General features: G+C 73.5%; 19 protein-coding genes. 11 read left to right on the top strand and 8 right to left on the bottom strand.

Going from position 1 to position 16,553, the window contains the following annotated elements; all coding sequences use genetic code 11:
* Positions 1-150: 150 nt before the first annotated feature.
* The gene (locus AC1DXT_RS01065; RefSeq protein WP_477059538.1) at positions 151-1,035 is read right to left on the bottom strand and encodes an aldo/keto reductase; all 885 of its coding nucleotides are present in this window, start codon (positions 1,033-1,035) and stop codon (positions 151-153) included.
* Positions 1,036-1,121: 86 nt separating this feature from the next.
* Here AC1DXT_RS01065 and AC1DXT_RS01060 point away from each other — a divergent pair, with 86 nt between their 5' ends.
* Positions 1,122-2,021, top strand: coding sequence for a helix-turn-helix transcriptional regulator (locus AC1DXT_RS01060; RefSeq protein WP_477059537.1), 900 nt, complete (start codon positions 1,122-1,124; stop codon positions 2,019-2,021).
* 11 nt (positions 2,022-2,032) lie between these two features.
* Here AC1DXT_RS01060 and AC1DXT_RS01055 read toward each other — a convergent pair whose 3' ends face one another.
* The gene (locus AC1DXT_RS01055; protein ID WP_477059536.1) at positions 2,033-2,560 is read right to left on the bottom strand and encodes a flavodoxin family protein; all 528 of its coding nucleotides are present in this window, start codon (positions 2,558-2,560) and stop codon (positions 2,033-2,035) included.
* A gap of 106 nt (positions 2,561-2,666) precedes the next feature.
* On the opposite strand from AC1DXT_RS01055, the gene AC1DXT_RS01050 reads away from it, so the two are divergent.
* The 3 genes from AC1DXT_RS01050 to helR all read left to right on the top strand — a co-directional run bounded on the left by AC1DXT_RS01050 (position 2,667) and on the right by helR (position 6,343).
* Positions 2,667-3,080: a MarR family winged helix-turn-helix transcriptional regulator gene (locus AC1DXT_RS01050; RefSeq protein WP_477059535.1), complete on the top strand. Its 414-nt coding sequence runs from the start codon at positions 2,667-2,669 to the stop codon at positions 3,078-3,080.
* Positions 3,080-4,048, top strand: coding sequence for an alcohol dehydrogenase catalytic domain-containing protein (locus AC1DXT_RS01045; protein WP_477059534.1), 969 nt, complete (start codon positions 3,080-3,082; stop codon positions 4,046-4,048). The genes AC1DXT_RS01050 and AC1DXT_RS01045 overlap by 1 nt, the downstream gene beginning before the upstream one ends.
* A 150-nt stretch (positions 4,049-4,198) precedes the next feature.
* Positions 4,199-6,343: an RNA polymerase recycling motor ATPase HelR gene (gene helR, locus AC1DXT_RS01040; protein ID WP_477059533.1), complete on the top strand. Its 2,145-nt coding sequence runs from the start codon at positions 4,199-4,201 to the stop codon at positions 6,341-6,343.
* Between the two features lie 18 nt (positions 6,344-6,361).
* Here helR and AC1DXT_RS01035 read toward each other — a convergent pair whose 3' ends face one another.
* Positions 6,362-7,066, bottom strand: coding sequence for an RraA family protein (locus AC1DXT_RS01035; protein ID WP_477059532.1), 705 nt, complete (start codon positions 7,064-7,066; stop codon positions 6,362-6,364).
* A gap of 90 nt (positions 7,067-7,156) precedes the next feature.
* Here AC1DXT_RS01035 and AC1DXT_RS01030 point away from each other — a divergent pair, with 90 nt between their 5' ends.
* From AC1DXT_RS01030 to AC1DXT_RS01020, 3 genes are all read left to right on the top strand, one after another.
* Positions 7,157-8,056: a hypothetical protein gene (locus tag AC1DXT_RS01030; RefSeq protein ID WP_477059531.1), complete on the top strand. Its 900-nt coding sequence runs from the start codon at positions 7,157-7,159 to the stop codon at positions 8,054-8,056.
* 140 nt (positions 8,057-8,196) lie between these two features.
* Positions 8,197-8,982: an ABC transporter ATP-binding protein gene (locus tag AC1DXT_RS01025; protein ID WP_477059530.1), complete on the top strand. Its 786-nt coding sequence runs from the start codon at positions 8,197-8,199 to the stop codon at positions 8,980-8,982.
* Positions 8,982-11,528, top strand: coding sequence for an ABC transporter permease (locus AC1DXT_RS01020; protein ID WP_477059529.1), 2,547 nt, complete (start codon positions 8,982-8,984; stop codon positions 11,526-11,528). The genes AC1DXT_RS01025 and AC1DXT_RS01020 overlap by 1 nt, the downstream gene beginning before the upstream one ends.
* A 42-nt stretch (positions 11,529-11,570) precedes the next feature.
* Here AC1DXT_RS01020 and AC1DXT_RS01015 read toward each other — a convergent pair whose 3' ends face one another.
* Positions 11,571-11,705, bottom strand: a complete 135-nt coding sequence (locus AC1DXT_RS01015; RefSeq protein ID WP_477059528.1) for a hypothetical protein — start codon at positions 11,703-11,705, stop codon at positions 11,571-11,573.
* A gap of 159 nt (positions 11,706-11,864) precedes the next feature.
* On the opposite strand from AC1DXT_RS01015, the gene AC1DXT_RS01010 reads away from it, so the two are divergent.
* Positions 11,865-12,260: an SRPBCC family protein gene (locus AC1DXT_RS01010; RefSeq protein WP_477059527.1), complete on the top strand. Its 396-nt coding sequence runs from the start codon at positions 11,865-11,867 to the stop codon at positions 12,258-12,260.
* On the opposite strand, the gene AC1DXT_RS01005 is transcribed toward AC1DXT_RS01010, so the two are convergent.
* A complete protein-coding gene (locus AC1DXT_RS01005; protein ID WP_477059526.1) occupies positions 12,257-12,637 on the bottom strand; it encodes a hypothetical protein in 381 nt (126 codons plus the stop codon). The two genes, AC1DXT_RS01010 and AC1DXT_RS01005, sit on opposite strands and share 4 nt — an antisense overlap.
* 140 nt (positions 12,638-12,777) lie before the next feature.
* On the opposite strand from AC1DXT_RS01005, the gene AC1DXT_RS01000 reads away from it, so the two are divergent.
* Entirely contained in the window at positions 12,778-13,344 is a 567-nt protein-coding gene (locus tag AC1DXT_RS01000; protein WP_477059525.1) for an RBBP9/YdeN family alpha/beta hydrolase, read from the top strand.
* Here AC1DXT_RS01000 and AC1DXT_RS00995 read toward each other — a convergent pair.
* Positions 13,304-13,705, bottom strand: coding sequence for a RidA family protein (locus tag AC1DXT_RS00995; RefSeq protein WP_477059524.1), 402 nt, complete (start codon positions 13,703-13,705; stop codon positions 13,304-13,306). The two genes, AC1DXT_RS01000 and AC1DXT_RS00995, sit on opposite strands and share 41 nt — an antisense overlap.
* Positions 13,706-13,789: 84 nt before the next feature.
* On the opposite strand from AC1DXT_RS00995, the gene AC1DXT_RS00990 reads away from it, so the two are divergent.
* Positions 13,790-14,431 (top strand): glyoxalase, encoded by a 642-nt coding sequence (locus tag AC1DXT_RS00990; protein ID WP_477059523.1) that lies wholly within the window; start codon positions 13,790-13,792, stop codon positions 14,429-14,431.
* Here the strand turns inward: AC1DXT_RS00990 and AC1DXT_RS00985 are convergent.
* Complete coding sequence (locus AC1DXT_RS00985; protein ID WP_477059522.1) at positions 14,410-15,009, bottom strand: dihydrofolate reductase family protein; 600 nt, start codon at positions 15,007-15,009, stop codon at positions 14,410-14,412. The two genes, AC1DXT_RS00990 and AC1DXT_RS00985, sit on opposite strands and share 22 nt — an antisense overlap.
* An 80-nt stretch (positions 15,010-15,089) precedes the next feature.
* Between AC1DXT_RS00985 and AC1DXT_RS00980 the strand changes: the two genes are divergently transcribed.
* Entirely contained in the window at positions 15,090-15,899 is an 810-nt protein-coding gene (locus AC1DXT_RS00980; protein ID WP_477059521.1) for a hypothetical protein, read from the top strand.
* An 82-nt stretch (positions 15,900-15,981) separates the two neighbouring features.
* On the opposite strand, the gene AC1DXT_RS00975 is transcribed toward AC1DXT_RS00980, so the two are convergent.
* The gene (locus AC1DXT_RS00975; protein WP_477059520.1) at positions 15,982-16,407 is read right to left on the bottom strand and encodes a VOC family protein; all 426 of its coding nucleotides are present in this window, start codon (positions 16,405-16,407) and stop codon (positions 15,982-15,984) included.
* Positions 16,408-16,553 lie beyond the last annotated feature (146 nt).

Here is a 16,553-nt window from a genome sequence, read left to right as displayed (position 1 = left end):
GGTCTGCTCCGGGGTCGCGCCGGGCCGGGTCCACTGCGGCGCGGGCCGGCTCGTCGGGCCCCAGCCGGCCCTGCCGCCGGCGTCCGAGCGCCAGAACCAGCCCGGCTCGCGTCCGGCCGGGACGTCCTGCCACGCCTCGCCGCGCCCGGTTCAGGCCTCCGGGATGTCGCGGCCGAACGTCTCGAGGGTCACGACCTCCGGGGCCGGGCCGCCGCGGTGGTCGGTGTCGAGGGCGTCGATCGAGGCGAGCTCGTCGTCGGTGAGGTCGAAGTCGGTGACGGCGAAGTTCTCCGCGATGCGCGAGGGTGTGACGGACTTGGGGATCGCCGAGCGGCCCTGCTGCAGGTGCCAACGCAGCATCACCTGCGCCGGGGTCCTGAGGTGGGCCCGCGCGATCGCGCCGATGACCGGGTCCTCGAGCGTCGAGGTGTGACCGGCGTCGCGGTAGAACGTGATGCCGCCGATCGGGGACCAGGCTTGGGACACGATGCCGTGCTCGGCGTCGGCTGCCAGGACCGAGGGCTGCCGGAAGTACGGGTGGATCTCGATCTGGTTCACGGCCGGCACCACGGTGGTGGCCTCGAGCAGGTCGGTCAGGTGGTCGGCCATGAAGTTGGAGACGCCGATCGCGCGGACCTTGCCGTCCGCCAGCAGCTGCTCGAGGGCGCGGTAGGCGTCGATCGTCAGGTCGAACCGGCCGGGCAGCGCCTGGTGCAGGATCAGCAGGTCGATGGTGTCGACGCCGAGCTTGCCGGCGGACTTGTCGAACGCGTGCAGGGTGGCGTCGTAGCCGAAGTCGCTGATCCAGACCTTGGTCTCGACGAACACCTCGTCGCGGGGCAGCCCGGACTCGCGGATCGCCCGGCCGACCTCCCGCTCGTTGCCGTAGGCGGCGGCCGTGTCGATGTGCCGGTAGCCGACCTGCAACGCGCTGCGCACCGCTGCGACGGTCTCGTCGGGCGGGGTCTGGAAGACGCCGAAGCCCAGGGCGGGCATCGTGACGCCGTTGTTCAGGGTGAGGGTGGGGATCGTCATGCCTGCCACGGTACGAAGGGTTCCGACCCACCGGGAGGGTCTGGTGGTACCTCCCGGGGGCGTAGCAGGAGACGTACGGTCGAACCATGGACCTGAGAGCCGAGACGCGTGAGTTCCTCACGACGCGACGCGGCCGGATCACCCCCGAGCGCGCCAACCTGGCTGCCTATGGCGGGAACCGGCGCGTGCCCGGGCTGCGCCGCGAGGAGGTCTCGATGCTCGCCGGCGTGAGCATCGACTACTACACGCGCATGGAGCGCGGGAACCTGTCGGGGGTGTCCGAGGAGGTCCTCGAGGCCCTCGCGGAGGCGCTCCAGCTCGACGAGGCCGAGCGGGGTCACCTGTTCGACCTGGCTCGCGCCGCCAACGCCTCGGGTGTGGCCCGCTCCCGTGCCCGCCGCCAGCCGGCGCCGGTCCTGCGTCCCGCGGTCCAGCGCATCGTCGACGCCCTGGACGGTGCACCGGCGTTCGTCCGCAACGCCCGGCTCGACGTGCTCGGCGCCAACCTGCTCGGTCGCGCCCTGTACGCGCCCCTCTACGACTCGCCCCAGCACGTGCCCGGCGGGCCGGTGAACACGGCCCGGTTCCAGTTCCTCGACCCGGCCGGTGCGCGCGCGTTCTGGGGCGACAGGGCCGACCGGATGGCGCACGACGCCGTGGCGATCMTGCGCGCCGAGGCCGGCCGCAACCCGTACGACAAGCGTCTGACCGACCTGGTCGGCGAGCTGTCGACCCGCAGCGAGGACTTCCGCCGCCTGTGGGCCTCGCACGACGTGCGCTACCACCGCTCGGGCACCAAGGTCTTCCACCACCCGGCGGTCGGCCTGCTCGAGCTCGACTACGAGGCCCTCGTGCTGCCCGCCGACCCGGGGCTGCAGCTCAACGTGTACACCGCCGTCCCCGGGTCACCGTCCGCGGACGGGCTCACGCTCCTGGCGTCCTGGGCGGCGACGACCCTGGCCCCGATCGAGGCTGCGCAGGGCTGAGGCGCTCGCGGTCAGGAGCCGCTCGCGGCCGCGGCCGCCGCGAACAGGGCGAGACTGCGGCCCCAGGAGCGGGCGTGCTCGAGCTCGTCGGGCAGCAGCCCGCTGCTCCGGCCGCTCACCGTGAAGGACTCAGGCGGGACCACCAGGACCGCGCCGGCCTTGGTGAGCCGCTTGCCGATCGTGGCGGCGGCGGAGCCGGAGAGCCGGCCGGCGACCGCGGTGTCGAAGACGGCGGTCGGCTGGCCGGACACCCGACCGACCAGCTGGTCGAGCCACTCCCGCACGCCGTCTCCGCGCGACACGGTCTCGGCGACGTCCCCACGCGCCACGTCCCGGGTGCGCGTGGTGGACAGTCCGCGCTGGTGGGTGGGGGCGCCGATCACGAGCAGGCTCGGCCGGGTGTTGAACGACGGGACGTGGGCCATTCCCACCTCGCACACGGTGGTCGGGATGCGCAGGTCGGCCAGCCCGGCGGCGACGGCCTCGGCGATCGCAGCGGTACTGCCGTACATCGACTCGAAGACCAGGAGCGCACTCATGGACTCACGGTCCCGTGCCGGTAGGCAGGTGTCGCAGGCCTAACGTCCTCACCCGATCATGATGATTGACAGGAATATAGTTCATCGGCACCTAGTTGTGCCCGACATGGACTTCTTCGACGCACTCGTCCGGTACGAGACGGAGCTGTGGAACCACCTCGACGACCGGCTCCGGGACGCCGGCGCCGTCTCGCTCGCGACCCTCTCGGCGCTGCGGGTGGTCGGACGGCACCCCGAGGACTGCCGGGTGCACGAGATCCGCACCGAGCTGGCGATCACGGTCGGCGCCGCCAGCAAGCTCGTGGACCGGCTGGAGCGCGACGGGTGGGCGGTGCGCCGCGCGAACCCGGGCGACCGGCGCTCCTCGTTCGTCGCGCTGACGCCGGCGGGTTCGGACGCGCTCGCGGTCGGCGCCGCGCTGCTGCAGCGCGAGCTCGATGAGCACCTGAGCGACGAGCCCGGTGTCGCGGACGCCACCGCCGTCCTGCTGCGGCTGCGGTCGCGGCTGGGGGTGCGGTGATGCGCGCCGTCGTCGTCGACGCCCCCGGCGGCCCGGAGGTGCTGCGGGTCCGCGACGTGCCGGAGCCGCGCGTCGAGGCCGGTCAGGTGCTGGTCCGGGTGCGCGCGTCCGGGCTGAACCGGTCCGAGCTGCACTTCCGCCGCGGGCAGGCGTCGTCGGGCAGCTTCCCGCGGATCCCGGGGATCGAGGCCACCGGCGTGGTCGAGTCGGCGCCGGGCGGGGAGCTCTCGGTCGGGACGCAGGTCATGACGATGATGGGCGGTATGGGCCGCACGTTCGACGGCGGCTACGCGGAGCTCGTCGTCGTGCCCGCCGCGCAGGTCATCCCGTTCACCAGCGACCTGCCCTGGGACGTGCTCGGGGCCGTCCCGGAGATGCTGCAGACCGCGCACGGGTCGCTCGCCGTCGGCGTGCAGGCACGTCCCGGCGACACGGTGCTCGTGCGCGGGGGGACGTCCTCGGTGGGCCTGGCGATCGCGGTGCTCGGACGTCTGCGCGGGCTGACCGTGCTCTCGACCACCCGGTCGGCGGACAAGGTCCGGCTGCTCGAGGGGGTCGGCGTCGCGCACGCGCTGGTCGACGACGGTCAGGTGGCCCGCCAGGTGCGCGAGCTCGTGCCCGAGGGCGTCGACGGCGCCGTCGAGCTGGTCGGGGTGAACACCCTGGCCGACACGCTGCGCGCCACCCGCCCCGGCGGCACCGTCTGCTTCACCGGGATGCTCTCGGACCAGTGGACGATCCCGGAGTTCTACCCGATGGACTGGCTGCCCAACGGCGTGCGGCTGACGGCGTACTCGGGCGCGTCGGCCGACCTCCCGGTGGACGTGCTGCAGGGGTTCCTCGACGCGGTCGCCGCCGGTGCGGCGCGGGTCCCGCTCGGGCGGACGTACCGGCTCGACGAGATCGTGCGGGCGCACCGGGACCTGGAGGCGGACGCCGTCGGCGGGAAGGGCGTGGTGGTCCTGTGACACCCGACACCGTGTGCGTGCGCGTCTGGGCGGGCGAGGAGGGAGCCGGTTGGCGCCGCAGGCTGTGGGCGCGGCTCCTCCTCCTTTTCAAGGTATAGCCGGGCGGGGGGCTTGCGGCAAGGCCCCCGTCGCGGCGAAGAATCTCCGACCGTGACACCCCTGACCACCCGTGCGTTCGACCTTCCCGACCACCTCGCCGCCAAGGCGGACCCCGCGCTGATCGCCCGCGACGAGCAGCACCTCGCAGCCATCGGCGAGAGCCTCGCGGAGCAGATCGCGGAGCTGTCCGACCGCCTCGACGTCCAGCGCACCGCCCCCGGCCGGGGCGGTCAGCAGGCGCTGGACCGCGACCAGGAGATCCACCGCCTGACCGCCCGCCTGCGCACCCTGCGGCGGTACGGGCTGGACCTGTGCCTCGGGCGCATGGTCGGCTCGGACGACTCCGAGCCGGTGTACGTCGGACGGCTCGGCCTGACCGACAGCGCCGGGCGTCGGCTGCTGGTCGACTGGCGCTCCCCCGCGGCCGAGCCGTTCTTCGGGGCCACCTACGCGCAGCCGATGGGCCTCGCGAGCCGCCGTCGGTACCGCTGGACGGGCGGCCGGATCCGCGACTACTGGGACGAGGTGTTCACCGCCGACGGGCTCGAGCAGAGTGCCGCGCTCGACGACCAGTCCGCGTTCATCGCGAGCCTGGGCAGCGACCGATCCGACCGGATGCGCGACGTGCTGGGCACCATCGCGGCCGACCAGGACGCGATCATCCGTGCAGGCTCCCGGGGCGCCCTGGTGGTCGACGGCGGTCCCGGCACGGGCAAGACCGTCGTCGCCCTGCACCGCGCGGCCTACCTCCTGTACTCCGACCCGCGCCTCGGTCACCACCGCGGCGACGTGCTGGTGGTCGGACCGCACGAGCCCTACCTCGCCTACGTGTCCGACGTGCTGCCGAGCCTCGGCGAGGAGGGGGTGCAGACGTGCACCCTGCGCGACCTCACGCCCGAGGGGGCCGCGGCCACCGTCGAGACCGATCCGGACGTGGCCCGGCTGAAGGCGTCGGCGCGGCTGGTGGGGGCGATCGAGCCGGCCGTGCGGTTCTCGGAGCGGCCGCCCACCGAGGGGATGCTCGTCGAGACGGAGTGGGCGGACCTCTGGCTCAGCACCGCCGACTGGGCGGAGGCGTTCGGCGCTCCGGACCCCGGCACCCCGCACAACGAGGCCCGCGACCAGATCTGGGAGACGCTCCTGGACATCCTGGTGGACAAGCACGAGGACGAGGACGTCCCGGCCGAGGTGCTCCGCCGGGCCCTCGCCAGGAGCACGGAGCTGGCCCGCGTGTTCAGCGGCGCGTGGCCGGTGCTCGAGGCGACAGAGCTCGTCGGCGACCTGTGGTCGGTGCCGGCCTACCTGCGGCTGTGCGCCCCGTGGCTCACCCCCGACGAGGTCCGCACGCTCCAGCGCGAGGACGCCCAGGCGTGGACCGTCTCCGACCTGCCGCTCCTGGACGCGGCCCGGCAGCGCCTGGGCGACCCCGAGACGTCCCGACGCCGGCGACGGCAGGAGGCAGCGCTGGCCGAGCAGCGCGCCCGGATGGCCGACGTGGTCGACGACCTGATCGCGACCGACGACTCCGAGATGCTCGTGATGTCGATGCTGCGTCGCCCTGACCTGCAGGCTGCGCTCGTCGACGACTCGGCGCTGCCGACCGCCGACCCGGACCTGCTCGCCGGCCCGTTCGCGCACGTCGTCGTGGACGAGGCTCAGGAGCTGACCGACGCGGAGTGGCAGATGCTCCTGCTGCGCTGCCCGTCCCGGAGCCTCACGATCGTCGGCGACCGTGCGCAGGCCCGGCGCTGCTTCCCCGAGTCGTGGGAGGAGAGGCTCGCACGGGTGGGGCTGCACGAGATCTCGGTGGCGTCCCTGAGCATCAACTACCGGACGCCCGAGGAGGTCATGGTCGAGGCCGAGCCGGTCATCCGGGCCGCGGTCCCGGACGCGAACGTGCCGACCTCCGTCCGCCGCAGCGGCCTCCCCGTCGTCCACGGGTCGTGGGCGGAGCGCGACGCGATCCTCGACGCCTGGCTGGCCGCGCACGCCGACGGGATCGCCTGCGTCATCGGCGACCCGTCGTTCGAGGCCACGCCCCGCGTCCGGTCGCTGAGCCCGGAGCTGGCCAAGGGGCTCGAGTTCGACCTGGTCGTGCTCGTCGACCCGGAGGCGTTCAGCGCGGTCGACCGCTATGTCGCGATGACCCGGGCGACCCAGCGGCTGGTCCTCCTCACGAGCGCGACCGGACCGTGAGCGACGAGGCCACCGGTGTCACTCCTCGATCGCGGCGTCGAGGGAGCGCAGGTGCTGGCGGAAGGTGATCCCGTCCCGGTCGCGGGCGACGAGGTAGTCCCCGAACCGGGTCTGCTCGCGCAGGGTCGTACCGAGCTGCATGCGGGCTGCCTGCTGCCGTTCGGTGTCTCGGATCCGCGCCGCGACGACCGCGATCTCGGCAGCCTTCCCGGACGGGATGAACACGACCCCGTCGTCGTCGACGAGCACGACGTCGTCGTCTGTGATCGTGTGCGGTCCGCACCGCGCCCACGCGAGCGCGTCGGCGGGCTGGGCGTCGAGGCGCTCGGGCCCGCCGGGGCAGGCGCCGAGGCTGGCCACGGGCAGGGCGATCGAGCGCAGCTGGGTGGTGTCGCGATGCAGCCCCCAGATCACGATCCCCGCGAGCCCCGCGCGCGCGACCTCCAGGGCGACCAGGTCTCCGACGCAGGCCTCGTCGGTGCGACCGTCGTTGTCCACGACCAGGACGTCCGCGGGCTCGGCGCGCTCGAGGGCCTCGAGGAACACGTCGACGCTCCCGACGTGGCGCACGGGCCGGGCGCGGCCGACCACGTGGACGCCGGCCCACAGCGGTCGCAGCGAGGGCGGGCCGCACCGGACGGCGACGCCGAGACGCAGGCACGCGTCCGCGACGTGCGGGGTGGTCAGGTCCAGGAAGGTGGTCTGCAGGGTCAGTGCGTCCATGAGCGCATCCTCGCCGGTGGTGCCGCCGCCGAACAGGTGAGTTCTGTGCCGAGCCCTCGTGTCGCGCGGGTCCGTCAGTAGGTTCGGCGGATGACCATGGCCAGCGAGGACGACGCGTACGTGCGCGAGCAGGCGATGTTCGGTGGGGTCGCGGTCCAGTCCAGCCGGCCCTCGGACGAGGCGGTGGTCGCCGTGCTGCGGGACGGGCTCGAGCGTGTGGTCGAGCAGTGCATGGGGATCGATCTCTCGTGGACGACGGTCGCCACCGTCGCGTCCGACGACCTGTCGACGGGCCGCGGGGACACGGGCCGCCGCCGGATCGACTGGGACTTCGCGCTCGGACGCGGCGAGCCGTTGCAGACGGTGACGCTCATCGGGATGGCGAGCGCGCTGGAGGGCTACCACTGGCACCCGAAGTGGCTCCCGGTGACTCTGCACGCGACGCTGCCGGTCACCGTCGCGCACGGCCGGGGGGACGGCGGCGGGCTCGCGGTCCGGCTCTCGATGCACCGGTGGGCCATGTACGGGGGCGGCGAGGACCTGGTGCGGGTCGCGGACCTGCTGACGCCCTGGCTCCTGGACGCCGCGGACCGGCTGGACGCCGACACCGGGTACGCGACCCTGGACCAGGTCACCGCGGAGGACGGTCAGAGCCCGTGGGAACGGGCCACCGGATGCGCACCGTCGCTGCGGGACGTCACGCGGACGCTCTGGGGGTACGGCTGGGGCACCCTGCTGTCACCTGTCCACGTCGAGGCCGTCGGTGGGCTCGACGCGCTCCGGGACGTCCTCCCCACGGTCGAGCTCCGCGACGTCGGATCGGGCCGGACGTGGCTGACGCTCGGCCCGGACCCCGCCGCCGTCCAGGCCGAGGACATCAAGGCGCTCCGTGAGGTCCTGGCCCCCGCGCTGCCGGTCGGGGACCGGACCGTCGAGGAGTGGGAGCGGTCCGTGGCCCTGGACGAGCACCCCGAGCGATACGTCGTCTGAGGGCACCACCAGGGTTGGACGGCCCCGCGGGTCAGGGTCGAACCAGGGCCTGACCAGGGGCTTCACCGATGCCGCGCGCGTTCGGGTGACGGGACCATCGTCACGGAACAGATGTCCGGACGTGCACTGAGGTGAGGACCATGACGAGCGAACAGACCACCCCCATCGCGAGCGCCCGCGGGCTCGTGAAGACCTACGGCAAGGGCGACACGGCGGTGCACGCCCTCGCGGGGGTGGATGTCGACTTCGGTCGCGGCGAGATGACCGCGATCATGGGCCCCTCGGGCTCCGGGAAGTCGACGCTCATGCACTGCATGGCCGGCCTCGACCGCACCGACGCCGGGACGGTCGTCGTGGACGGGCTCGAGGTCAGCGGCATGAACGAGCGGCGGCTGACCAAGCTGCGCCGCGACCGCCTCGGGTTCATCTTCCAGGCGTTCAACCTGGTGCCCACCCTGACGGCGCTGGAGAACATCACGCTGCCGCTGGACATCGCGCGCCGGCCCGTCGACAAGGCGCACCTCGCCGAGGTCGTGGAGGCCGTCGGGCTGGCGGACCGGCTGAGCCACAAGCCGTCGGAGCTGTCGGGTGGGCAGCAGCAGCGCGTGGCCTGCGCGCGCGCCCTGGTGTCCCGGCCCGCGGTGGTGTTCGCCGACGAACCGACCGGCAACCTCGACTCCACGTCCTCGGCGGAGGTGCTCGGGTTCCTGCGCCGGTCCGTGGACGAGCTCGGGCAGTCCGTGGTCATGGTGACGCACGACCCGACCGCCGCGTCCTACGCGCACCGCGTGCTGTTCCTGGCAGACGGGCGCGTGGTCGGCGAGCTCACCGACCCGACGCCCGAGTCGGTCCTCGCGGCGCTCGCGGCCATGCGGCCTGCCCGGCAGGGTGCTCCCGTCCTCCTCGCGCAGACCGCGAGCCTGTGATGGGACGCGTCGCACTGCGCGGCATCCGCGCGCACCTGGTGCGGTTCCTGCTGTCCGTGCTTGCCGTCGCGCTGGGCGTCGCGTTCGTCGCGGGCACGTTCGCGCTGCGCACCATGCTCTCGGGCACCTTCGACGGGATCGTCGACGCCGCGGCCCCCGGGGACGTGTATGTGCGCGTGCTGCAGGCCGAGGGGTCGTCCGTCGTCACGGGCACGGCCAACGCCACGGGCGAGAGCGTGCCGCGGGACCTGGTGGAGGAGATCGCGGCGGTCGACGGCGTCGCCCACGCGGTCCCCGGCGTCTCGGGACCCATCGTGCTGGTCGGCGCGGACGGGACCGCCGTCCAGAGCACGCAGGCACCGTCGTTCGCCCTGATGTACGTGCCGGACGACCCGTCGCTCGACGTGGTCGAGGGTCGCGGCCCGCAGCGGCCCGGCGAGGTCGCCCTGGAGTCGGCCACGCTGGAGTCGTCCGGCCTCGCGGTCGGCGACACCACCGACGCGGTGCTCGGGGGCGAGGTCACGCAGGTCGAGGTCGTCGGCCGCGTCGACCTCGGCGGGCCGATGGCGGGCGCGACGATCGTGCTCGTCGACGCGCAGACCGGCCAGGACGTGCTCGCGCCCGAGAACGGTGTCAACGACATCGCGGTGTACGCGGCGGACGGCACGTCGGTCGACCAGCTGGTCGACCGGATCTCCGCGATCGCCCCCGACGGCCTGGAGGTCGTCACGGGTGACGCGCTGCGCGCCGAGAACAAGACCGAGATCGCCAGCCAGCTCGGCTTCGTCACGACGTTCCTGCTGGTCTTCGCGGCGATCGCCCTGTTCGTCGGGGCGTTCATCATCTCCAACACCTTCGCCATGTCGGTGCGGCAGCGGATGCGCGAGCTCGCGCTGCTGCGGGCCGTCGGGGCGTCGCCGTTGCAGGTGTTCTCCTCGGTGCTCGTGCAGGCCGCGGTCGTGGGGCTGCTCGGCTCCGCGCTGGGCATCGCGGGTGGGCTCGGGCTGGTCTCGGCGCTGCGCGTCGGGCTCGGCTCGGCCGGGATGGACCTCGTGGGGACGATCCCGCTCGACGTCACGACGGTCGTGGTGTCGCTCCTGGTCGGCACTGTCGTCAGCGTCCTCGCGGCCGCGCTGCCCGCGCGGCGGGCGGCACTCGTGCCCCCTGTCGAGGCGATGCGCGACGACGTCGCGACCCCGGAGAAGTCACTGCGCTGGCGCGCGTTCGGCGGGCTCGTCGTCACGGGTGCCGGTGTGGCCGCGCTGGTGGTCGCGCTGCTGCGGCCGGAGGCGGACTCCGCGGAGGTCTGGCTCGGCACGGGTGCGGCCGCCGTGCTCGTGGGGGTGCTCATGCTCTCGCCCGTCGTCGCGCGCTCGGCGGTCGGGGTCCTCGCGTGGCCGTTCGTGCGGCTGCTGCGGCCCATCGGGCGGCTCGCCCGCGGCAACGTCGTGCGCAACCCGCGCCGGACCGCCAACACGGCCGGCGCCCTCATGATCGGCATGGCGCTGGTCGGCGCGGTGTCGGTGATCGCCGTGACCGCTCAGCAGTCGGTCGCCGGGGTGGTCGAGGCGCAGACCAACGCGGACGTCGTGGTGCGGTCGGCGACGCAGGTGATCCCGGCCGGCGCGGTGGACGACGTCGTCGCGCTGCCGGAGGCGGGCCGTGCGGACCCGATCGCGTTCGCCCCGCTCGGGGTCGCGGTCGGCGACGCGACGCCCGAGGTGCAGTACGTGATCGGCCTGGACTCCGGGACGCTGGGCGGCTCGGTCGAGGTCGACGTGGTCGACGGCTCGCTCGACGGGCTCGGTGCCGGAGAGGTCGCCGTCCTGGAGTCCGCCGCCGAGGAGCACGGCTGGGGCGTCGGCGACACGCTCTCGGTCAGTGGCACGGGAGGGCCGCAGGACCTCACCGTCACGGCGGTCTTCACGACGAACATCCTCGGGTCGCCGCTCGTCGTCGACCGTGGGGTGCTCGACGACCTGCTGCCGCGCGAGCAGCAGATGGTCGACACGATCCTCGTGTCCGCGGCCTCCGGGGTGAGCACGGCGCAGCTGCAGGACGCGGTCGCCGAGGCTGTCGCGCCGTACGTCGTGGTCTCGGTGCTCACCCGTGCCGAGTTCGTGTCGAGCCTGGCCGACCAGGTGAACCAGGTGCTGGTCATCCTCTACGCGCTGCTCGGGCTGTCCGTGGTGATCGCCGTCCTCGGCATCGTCAACACCCTCGCCCTGTCCGTGATCGAGCGGACGCGGGAGATCGGCCTGCTGCGGGCCGTCGGGCTCGGGCGCCTGCAGCTCGCAGGGACGGTGACCATCGAGTCGGTGCTGACGGCAGTGTTCGGCACGGTGCTGGGGCTGGTGGTGGGCGTGGCACTCGCCTCGACCCTGCCGACCCTCTTCGCGGACGAGGGCCTCTCGACGCTCGTCATCCCCTGGGGGAGCCTCGCCGGGATGCTCGTCCTCGCGGTGGTGGTCGGGGTGCTCGCCGCGGTGTGGCCGGGCTCCCGTGCCGCCCGCATGAAGGTGCTCGACGCGGTCGCGTACGAGTGAGGTCCCGCCGAGGGCGCCCGGAGGGGGGCGCCCTCGGCCGGGTCAGTGCGCGCCCACGAGGACGGCGGCCCCCGAGGCGAAGAACGCGGTGGAGTAGCCGTCGGTGAACGCGACGAGCCGCCCCGCCCCGCTGCCGAGCGAGTCGGCGACGGTGTTCGCGTAGAGGACCGTGAACACGGCGATGCCGATGGAGCCGCCGATGTGGAACGTCGAGCTAGTCCCGGACCGCGGTGCTCGTGAGCATCCGCGACCGCCCCGGACGGGGTCGCCGGGCAGAGCGCCAGGATGCTTCCGGAGCTCCGCGCGAGTGTCGGAGGGTCGTGCAACGCTCGTCACATGACGACCGAGTCGCGGCACCTGAGCGTGCACATCGACCGGCCGGTGGCGGAGGTCTACGCCTTCGTCTCCGACCCGGTGAACCTGCCCCGGTGGGCTCCCGGGCTGGGCACCTCGGTGGTCCACGAGGACGGCCGCTGGTTCGTCGAGACGTCGCAGGGGCGGGTGCCGGTCACGTTCGCCCCGCAGAACGAGCTCGGTGTGCTCGACCACGTCGTGGTGACGCCGTCCGGCGAGACGGTCTATGTGCCGCTGCGCGCGATCGCCGACGGCGACGGGTGCGAGGTGGTGTTCACGCTGCGCCGGGCGCCGGGGATGACCGACGCCGAGCTGGAGCGTGACGCGGCCCTCGTCAAGGGCGACCTGGCACTCCTGAAGAGCATCCTGGAGCGCTAGCCGAGCACGTCGATCGTCGAGCGGTCGCCCTCGAACGGCTGCAGGGTGTCCGGGGCGGGGAACGCGAGGACGTGGCGGGTCACCTCGACGTCCACCGAGCCGAAGTCGTCCGTCTGCACCACGACTCGGTCGGGTGTCACCTCGACGATCCGGACGCGTGCGCGGGTGCCGTCCGGCAGGTCGAGCTGCCACAGGTCCGAGAGCCAGTGCAGGCCGCGCTCCTCCAGGGCCTCCTCGGCCTCCAGCCACTCGACGGGGCCGGTGAGCTCGCGCCCGAGGACGTCCAGCGCGACGAAGGAGTCACCGTCCGGGCGGATCCAGCCGAGGCGCTCGCGGTCGCCGGGGCGCACGTGCTCGATCCAGTCCTCGCTCAGCATCGGGCGATGGTACTGCTCGACCGAGCGCGTCGAGATGCTGCCGCGTTCCGTCAGGATCCCGACAGCCGCTCCGCTGGAGCCACCTCGTCCCGGGCGCCGGCCCTACGATCCGGAACCCCCGAACGGAACGAGGTCAGCGCATGAGCGAGCCCACCGTGGTGTTCGTCGCCGGGATCGGCAACTCCGACCCGGACCACTGGCAGCGCCTCTGGCACGCCCGGCTGCCCGGCAGCGTGTGGGTGGAGCACCGCTCCTGGGACGACCCGGTCCGCGATGAGTGGGTGCGGGACCTCGAGGAGACCATCTACAGGGTCGACGGGCCCGCGTTCCTGGTCGCGCACAGTCTGGGCTGCACGCTCGTCCTGCAGTGGGCCGCGGAGCACGTCGGCGACGGCGTGGTCGGGGCGCTCCTCGTCGCGCCACCGGACGTGCACGGCCCGGTCTTCCCCGTGCGCGCCGTCGGCTTCGACCGATGGGCCCCCGCACGACTGCCGTTCGGCACCGTCGTGGTCGTGGCGGATGACGACCCCTACGGCTCGCCGGAGCACGCGGCGGCGATCGCCGGAGCGGTCGGCGGGGACCTGGTGAACGTGGGGTCCGGCGGGCACCTCAACGCGAGTTCCGGGCTGGGCGACTGGCCTACCGGGTGGGCGGTTCTCGAGCGACTCAGGTCGGCAGAACGGCTGCGATCGCGCTCACCTCGATGAGCGCTCCGGGCACGCCGAGCCCGGCGACGCGCGCGGCGGTGACGAGCGGTGGCTTGTCGGAGCCAGCGAGCCGCGGGGCGATCGCGCCGTAGGCGGCGCCGAGGTCGGCGTCCTCGGCGATGAGCACCGTCCACTGCACGACGTCGGCGAGCGATGCTCCGGCGGCCTCGAGCGCAGTGCTCACGTTGTCGATGGTGCGGACGGACTGCTCGGCGACGTCGTCCGAGACGACCGCACCGGTGTCGTCGACGCCGTTCTGGCCGCCGACGTAGATGGTCGTCGCGCCCGCGGGCACGACGGCGACATGGCTGAATGCCGGGCTCACCACGAGACCGGCCGGTTGCAGGCGGGTGATCTCCATGCCGTCCACCGTGGCACGGACCTCTGACACACGGAGCAGGATCCGAGAAGCACCGGGCGGGCACTCGTTCGTAGCGTCGTCACCATGGCAACCATCGACTCCGTCCTCATCGGTGCGGCCGACCCGTCGGCCGCCGAACGCTTCTACACCGCGGCCTTCGGTCCGCACGTCCCCGTGCACGTCACGGCATCGCAGGAGCCGACCGCGGGCTTCCGCGGGTTCACCCTGTCGCTCACGGTCGCGCAGCCGGCTGACGTGCGAGCTCTCGTCGATGCCGCTCTCGACGCCGGCGCCGTGACGCTCAAGCCGGTGACCAAGTCCTTCTGGGGCGTGGGCGGCGTCGTCCAGGCTCCCGACGGCACGATCTGGAAGGTCGCGACGTCGGCGAAGAAGGACACCGGCCGGGCGACGCGGGAGGTGGACCAGGTGGTGCTCCTGCTGGGCGTCGACGACGTGGCCGTGACCAAGCGGTTCTACGTCGAGCGCGGGCTGACCGTGGCGAAGAGCTTCGGCCGCAAGTACGTCGAGTTCGCGAAGGGCGCCGGCCGGGTCACGCTCGGGCTCTACGGGCGTCGCGCGCTGGCCAAGGACGCCGGTGTCGACCCCGAGGGCTCCGGCGCGCACCGGCTCGCGATCGTCGGTGACGTCGGGTCGTTCGCGGACCCGGACGGGTTCGCGTGGGCGACGGCGTCGGTCGGGGCCGATCAGGGCCGCAGCACGTCGTAGAACAGGTGCGCCGCGTTCCGGGTGATCACGGTCGCGGACTCGTCGAGCCGCAGGGACTGGTGCGTCCCGGCGAACAGCGGGGCGCCCGCGCCGAGCAGGAGCGGAGCCACGTGCAGGTGCAGCCGGTCGACCACGCCCTCGCGCAGGGCGGACCCGCCGAGCTCACCGCCGCCCATGATGAACACGTCCTTGTCCCCGGCGGCGACCGCTGCCTGATCGAGCGCGTCCCTCAGGCCCGAGGTCACGATCGTCATCCGGTCGGTGAGCCGGACGTGGTCCGGCGCGTGGTGGGTGACCACGAAGCACGGTGGCGGCTCGTCGCCCTGGTCCGCGCCGTAGTGACGCTCGTCGTTCCACCCGCCGGGGCCGTCGACCACGTCGAAGGTGTGCCGCCCCATGACCACCGCGCCGGTCGCGGCGGTCAGCGTGGCGAGCACCCGCACGTCGTCGGGCGTCCGGTCGCCGATCGCCCACTCGTGCAGGGGCAGCCCGTCGTCGCCGAGCCCGTTGTCCGGACCCGCGTTCGGTCCGGTGACGAAGCCGTCGAGCGAGATCGTGATGTCGAGGATCACCGCCATGGCAGACCACGATGCCACCGGCTGCGGGTATCTGCGCCTCCTCGCGGGGGTCCTTCGGGAGTGACCGCCTGGAGGCCCCCATGTCCCGACTCGTCCTCGACCGCCCCGTCGACGCGCGCCACGCCGCCGCCCTCCTGGCCCGCGGCCTGCCCGTGGCGCACGGTTTCGGCACCATCTACGCCCTGACCTCCCGAGGCGGCGGCGTCCGTCGGCTCAACGCGCTCAAGGGTCGACCGCTGGGCCAGACCGGCAGCGTGACCGCGCCGACGGGACACGTGCTGGACGCGTTCGACCTCGCGGCGCTGCCGGTCGGCGTGTCCCGCGAGCTGGTACGAGACGTGGTCGACGCGTTCGGCGCGCTGGGCCCGTTCGGGTTCCGTGCACCGGCCGCGGGCCACGTGCCGCCGGAGCTGACCGCCGACGACGCCGGTGTCGTGACCACGCAGGTGATCGTGCCGGGGGACGCCTGCCCGTCGCAGAGGTTCCTCGCGGCCGCGGCGCGCGCCGTGGGCGACGAGCCGCTCGCGATCTCGTCGGCGAACCGGTCGCGTCACGTCACGGGCGGCCACGACGCCCCCGTGCACTGGCGCGCCGACGGACTGCGAGAGGAGCTGGGCGCCGCCGACCTGGTGGTCCTCGAGCACGCCGACGAGGCGGCGGCCCGAGCCCGCTTCCCGCGGCACACCCCGGTGTCGACGACGATCCTCGGGCTGCACCGTGCCGAACGCGCGCACGGTCGGGTGCACCTGGTCCTCGAACGGCACGGCTCCCTGCACGCCGATGACGTCGCCCGCGTGCTGCACTCCCTCGGCCTCGGGCTGACGCTCGGCGAGCGGGCCGCCACCCGCCTGGAGCCCCGCGTCTACTCCGCGCTGGAGCCCGTCGCCTGACGCGTCAGCGGCTGCGAGGTGGCCGAGCCCCCGTGCGCACGCCGCTCGGCCGGGGCGGGCCGGCCGAGCGGCGTCGACGGCGTCAGGCCGCGCTGTACTCCACCGCCACGTCGACCACCCAGGTGACCCCGAACGGGTCCGTGAGCATCCCGTACAGCGGAGCCCACTGCGAGGGCGCGAGCGGGACGGCGACGGTCGAGCCCTCGGACAGCCGCTCCCAGAGCGCGGCGACCTCCTCGGCGGTGTCGCCCCGGAGCGAGACGAAGAACGGGTCGTCACCCCGGCTCCACGGGCGCGCCGCCGGAACGTCGTAGGCCATGACACGGAAGCCGTTCTCGGCGGCGACCTGGCCCCAGACCACCTGGTCGGCCTCCGCCGGGTCCTGGACCGCGCCCATGTCCTGGTAGCTGATGACGGTGAGTGCTCCGCCGAACACGGAGTGGTAGAAGTCGAGCGCCGCACGGGCGTCGCCCCGGAAGTTCAGGTGCGTGGTGGTCTGCACGGTCAAGGTCGTGTCCTTACCTGGGTCCGACGAGGCGGGAAGTCCCGTCCTCTGCGCGCCACTCTCGTCGGCGTAGCGGTCAGGTCCTGTCCTGCTCGTCGTGGCGCCTTGACCTGGCCCTCTCTCCAGGAGAACGGTGGGGGCGTCAGCAG

Source organism: Cellulomonas sp. P1_G12_2, assembly GCF_056405535.1.
Note: the sequence above shows the minus strand (reverse complement) of the source record. Positions and strands in the feature narration are given on the sequence as shown.

Bases quoted from the DNA above. Each gene is read 5' to 3' on its own strand.
- AC1DXT_RS00995 (WP_477059524.1), bottom strand. From the start codon at position 13,705: ATGGAGATCACCCGCCTGCAACCGGCCGGTCTCGTGGTGAGCCCGGCA.
- AC1DXT_RS01025 (WP_477059530.1), top strand. From the start codon at position 8,197: ATGACGAGCGAACAGACCACCCCCATCGCGAGCGCCCGCGGGCTCGTG.
- AC1DXT_RS01000 (WP_477059525.1), top strand. From the start codon at position 12,778: ATGAGCGAGCCCACCGTGGTGTTCGTCGCCGGGATCGGCAACTCCGAC.
- AC1DXT_RS01035 (WP_477059532.1), bottom strand. From the start codon at position 7,066: ATGGACGCACTGACCCTGCAGACCACCTTCCTGGACCTGACCACCCCG.
- AC1DXT_RS00985 (WP_477059522.1), bottom strand. From the start codon at position 15,009: ATGGCGGTGATCCTCGACATCACGATCTCGCTCGACGGCTTCGTCACC.
- AC1DXT_RS01005 (WP_477059526.1), bottom strand. From the start codon at position 12,637: ATGCTGAGCGAGGACTGGATCGAGCACGTGCGCCCCGGCGACCGCGAG.
- AC1DXT_RS01050 (WP_477059535.1), top strand. From the start codon at position 2,667: ATGGACTTCTTCGACGCACTCGTCCGGTACGAGACGGAGCTGTGGAAC.
- AC1DXT_RS01030 (WP_477059531.1), top strand. From the start codon at position 7,157: ATGACCATGGCCAGCGAGGACGACGCGTACGTGCGCGAGCAGGCGATG.
- AC1DXT_RS01065 (WP_477059538.1), bottom strand. From the start codon at position 1,035: ATGACGATCCCCACCCTCACCCTGAACAACGGCGTCACGATGCCCGCC.
- AC1DXT_RS00990 (WP_477059523.1), top strand. From the start codon at position 13,790: ATGGCAACCATCGACTCCGTCCTCATCGGTGCGGCCGACCCGTCGGCC.
- AC1DXT_RS01045 (WP_477059534.1), top strand. From the start codon at position 3,080: ATGCGCGCCGTCGTCGTCGACGCCCCCGGCGGCCCGGAGGTGCTGCGG.
- AC1DXT_RS01020 (WP_477059529.1), top strand. From the start codon at position 8,982: ATGGGACGCGTCGCACTGCGCGGCATCCGCGCGCACCTGGTGCGGTTC.
- AC1DXT_RS01010 (WP_477059527.1), top strand. From the start codon at position 11,865: ATGACGACCGAGTCGCGGCACCTGAGCGTGCACATCGACCGGCCGGTG.
- AC1DXT_RS01055 (WP_477059536.1), bottom strand. From the start codon at position 2,560: ATGAGTGCGCTCCTGGTCTTCGAGTCGATGTACGGCAGTACCGCTGCG.
- AC1DXT_RS00980 (WP_477059521.1), top strand. From the start codon at position 15,090: ATGTCCCGACTCGTCCTCGACCGCCCCGTCGACGCGCGCCACGCCGCC.